This window comes from Candidatus Hydrogenedentota bacterium (assembly GCA_018005585.1).
Taxonomy (GTDB): domain Bacteria; phylum Hydrogenedentota; class Hydrogenedentia; order Hydrogenedentales; family JAGMZX01; genus JAGMZX01.
In genome coordinates this window covers 18,305-22,438 of sequence record JAGMZX010000094.1, presented here as the reverse complement: position 1 = coordinate 22,438, position 4,134 = coordinate 18,305, and the positions used below count along the sequence as shown (strand labels likewise).

Sequence of the window (4,134 nt, the reverse complement as noted above, 5' to 3'; positions counted from 1 at the left end):
GACCGTACCCCCTTTGTGGACACGCATGAGCACCTCTGGGAGGAGTCCGTGCGGGTGCAAGCCCTCGACCAGGGGGAAGCCAGCAAGATTCCCGCGCCGGATATCGGGATGCTGTTCTGTCATTACACCGATTCGGACATGCGGGTCGCGGGAATACCTGGCGACGCGTTGTCGGTGGCGTACCGGTGGGACATTGCCCCGCAGGACAAGTGGAAGGCGCTTGAACCCTATTACCTGCGGGCGCACAACACGGGCTACATGCTGAATCTGCGCGAGTCCGTGCGGCTGCTGTACGGCGAGGACGACCTTCGGTCCGAAAACGTAGACCGGGTCTCGGAGAAGATGCGCGGGGCCATTGCGCCCGGATATTACCGGGTCGCGCTGCGCGATGTTGCAAACATCGAATACGCGCAGGTGAATTGCATCGAGGGCCCCATCTTTGGAGAAACCGAGCAGCCGGACCTGCTGGCGCAGGACCTCAGTTTCGCCGCGCTGAGCGCGGCGGGCAACCGCGAGCAACTCGCCGCGCAGGCGGGCGTGACGCTGAAAGGTCTGGACGACTGGCATGCGGTTATTGATTGGGCCTTCGATACGTACGGGCCGCGCGCGATCGCCGTGAAAAGCCAGAACGCCTATGCGCGCGGCCTCGACCACGCGCGCGTGAGCGCGGAAGACGCCGCGCCGCTGTTCGAGAGACTACTGCTGGACGACGACAAGGTCGAAGCGGCTGGGCGCAAGGCCGTCGAGGACCATCTGTTCCACTACTGCGTGCACAAGGCCACGGAATACGAATTGCCGGTCAAACTGCACACGGGTTACTACGCCGGGCACAACTCGATGCCGCTGGCGCGGCTGCAAGGCAACCCCGGCGAGATGTGCGAGCTGTGCCACATGCACGCTGACGCGCGCTTCGTCTTCATGCACATTACGTATCCCTACCACGACCACATCATCGCCGCCGCGAAGCAGTGGCGCAATGCCTACGTCGACATGTGCTGGGCGTGGATCATCAACCCCGTTGCGTGCGTGCGGTTCGTAAAGGAATTCCTCGGGGCCGCGCCCGCGTGCAAGCTGCTTGCCTTCGGCGGCGACTACCGCCCCGTCGAAATGGTGCCCGGCCACGCCGCCATCGCGCGCCGCGGCCTCGCCCAAGCCATTACCGAACTCGTCGAAGACGGCTGGCTCCGCGAGAACGACATCGAGCCGCTCATCGTCCGCCTCATGCGCGGCAACGCACATGAATTGTTCGATCTGGAAAGGACGCTGAAGAATTGGACCGTGTAGAGGAAATGAAGATCGACCCGATTTTGCGCGAAGTATGCCGCATGATAGACCGACTTGCGAGGGAAACCGGCAACGACGTGAAGAGACTGTCTCAACGCCTGCGCGAAGTCTCGTAGAAACATCCGGAGGGACGGTCAGCTCCCCACCACGCCCGGCGAACCGCGAACGTGTGCGAACAGGACAACGGGACTAATCCGGACTCCAGGAAAGAAGGGCGCGACAACTCATCAACAGTAGCGCAGCGCGGCCTCGTCAAGACCCTCAGCGAACTCGTCCAGGACGGCTTGGCTCCATGAGAACGGCATCGAGTCGCATATTGACCGCTTGAGCGGGTCCTCGGGAGAACACATCCAATACCTTCATTTGTAACCGTCACGGCCCTGCATAGGGCCGTGACGCTGGTTACTCGGGACCGCAAGACCAGAGCGGCGAGCCTCGAGACCGTCTGGTGACCCGGGCCGGTGCAATCCGTTTTCTCGTGTTTTGGACTGAGTCGAGATTGACCCCGAGCTTCCGCACCCTGCTCTCGAATTTCGCAGCATCGCCGCGTGTTCTGTATGATGGGCCGCGAAGAGGGCACGCAATGAGCCTTGGTGCGACATTGATAAACGAAATTCTGCCCCGGGTCGAGAAGCCGTCGCGGTATCTGGGCACGGAGTGGAACTCGGTGCATAAGCGGGCCTCGGACGTGGACCTGCGGGTGTGCCTGTTCTTCCCGGACCTGTATGAGTTGGGACTGGGCAATCTCGGACTGCACATCCTGTATGCGATTCTGAACGGCCTGGACCATGTCTGGTGCGAGCGGGGCTATTCGCCCGCGCCGGACATGGAGGCGGCGCTGCGCGCGCGCGGCCTGCCGTTGTTTATGCACGAGTCGAAGGACCCGCTGACCGCCGCGGACCTGATCGGGTTCACGCTGCAGTCGGAACTGACTTACACGAACATCCTGAACGCGATTGACCTTGCCGGGCTGCCGTTGCGGAGCAAGCACCGCGCGGACGATGCGCCGCTGCTGTTTGCGGGCGGGCCGACGGTGTTCAACCCGGAACCGCTGGCGCCGTTCTTCGATTTCTTCGTGATCGGCGACGGCGAGGATGCCGTGGTCGAACTCGTGGAGACAATCCGCCCGCTGAAACGCGCGCCGCGCCGCGAAAAACTCGAAGCTATCGCGCAATTGCCCGGTTTCTACGTCCCCGAGTCGTATCCGATGGAAACGATCGGCGACGGGAGCATCGTGCCGCGCGAGGACGGGCCGAAAATCGTCAAGCGGGTCACGCGCAGCCTCGACGCGGCGAAATTTCCGGCGAGATACATCGTGCCCTATGCCTCGCTGGTGCACGACGGCGTCGGCCTCGAAATCTTGCGCGGCTGCACGCAGGGCTGCCGCTTCTGCCAGGCGGGCATGGTCACGCGGCCGGTGCGCGAGCGCACGCTGCCCGAGGTCGACCGGCTCATGGAAGAGACGCTTGCGAACACCGGTCTCGAGCACGTCACGCTCGTGTCGCTCTCGACGTGCGATTTTTCGCGGCCGCGCACGCTGGTGAAGCAGGCCGCCGAGCGCGCGCACAAGGAAAACGTGTCCGTCGCGTTGCCGTCGTTGCGGCTTGATTCGTTTGCGGTCGAAATGGCCGACATGGTGTCCGGCGTGCGGCGCAGCGGGCTCACCTTCGCACCGGAAGCGGCCACGCCGCGCCTGCGCGCAGTCATCAACAAGTTCATCCCCGACGAGGAACTGCTCGGCATGGCCGCCGAAGCGTTCCGGCGCGGCTGGACGCACGTGAAGACGTATTTCATGATAGGTCTGCCCACCGAGCGCGACGAGGACGTCGAAGCCATCGCGGACCTGTGCATCCGCACGCTGGAAGCGGGCAAGGCCATCAACCGGCGCGCGGCCGTGCGGATGGGCGTCTCGACGTTTGTTCCGAAGCCGTGCACGCCGTTCCAGTGGTCTCGTCAGGTCGACATCGGCGAAATCAGACGAAAACAGGCATTATTACTTGAAAGGCTAAAAAAGTACCCGAATATCAAGTTTGGGCGACACGCGCCGGAAGCGTCGTTCATTGAAGGGTTGTTGTCGCGCGCGGACCGCCGCGCCGCGGACCTGCTCGAGGCGGCCTGGCGCAACGGCGCGCGCCTGGAAACGTGGGAAGAGCGTCTGGACATTGCACATTGGTGGAAGGCCATTGACCAAACCGGCTACGACTGGCGCGGGCAATTGCGCGAGCGCGGCCCGGAAGAGCGCCTGCCGTGGGATCATGTCGACGTGATGATCCCCAAGCAGTGGTTCCGCGAGGACTGGCAGCGCGCGATGGAATTGAAGTATGCCCAGGACTGCCGCGCGGGGAAGTGCCATCTGTGCGGGGTTATCTATCGCGAACGCGACCTGTGCAGACACATGCTGAAGAACCAGAAGCAGGGGCATCTTGAGGAAGAGGCGGCATGGAGTGGCACGGGCGTCCCGCCCGTGCGTGAAGAGCATGAGAAAGATGCCCATGCCGCAGTGCAGCGTCTTCGGTTCCGCATCGGCCGGGCGGGCGAAGCGCGGCTCTTGAGCCATCTGGAGGTCAAGGACGCGTGGGTTCGCGCACTGCGCCGGGCGAAGGCGCCGGTGGCTTACTCGCAGGGGTTTCACCAGCAACCGCGCGTGACGTTTTCGACCGCGTGCCCGGTCGGTGAAGAATCCGAGGGCGATTACATGGACGTGGTCCTGCGCGAGCGCGTCGCGCCGGACTTCCTGCTCGCCAGGTTAATCGCCAGCGTGCCGCCGGGTCTTGACGTGTTCGAGGCTGAGGAAGTGCCGGTACATGGGCCGTCGCTGATGAGTCTGGTTTGCGGATTCGAGTATACGAT

General features: G+C 63.5%; 2 protein-coding genes. Both read left to right on the top strand.

Annotated elements, in window-relative coordinates:
- A partial coding sequence (locus tag KA184_15480) for an amidohydrolase family protein (GenBank protein MBP8130979.1) occupies positions 1-1,284 on the top strand: 1,284 nt, incomplete at its 5' end.
- 583 nt (positions 1,285-1,867) lie between these two features.
- Positions 1,868-4,134 (top strand): TIGR03960 family B12-binding radical SAM protein (locus KA184_15475; GenBank protein ID MBP8130978.1); only part of this gene is annotated, 2,267 nt, incomplete at its 3' end.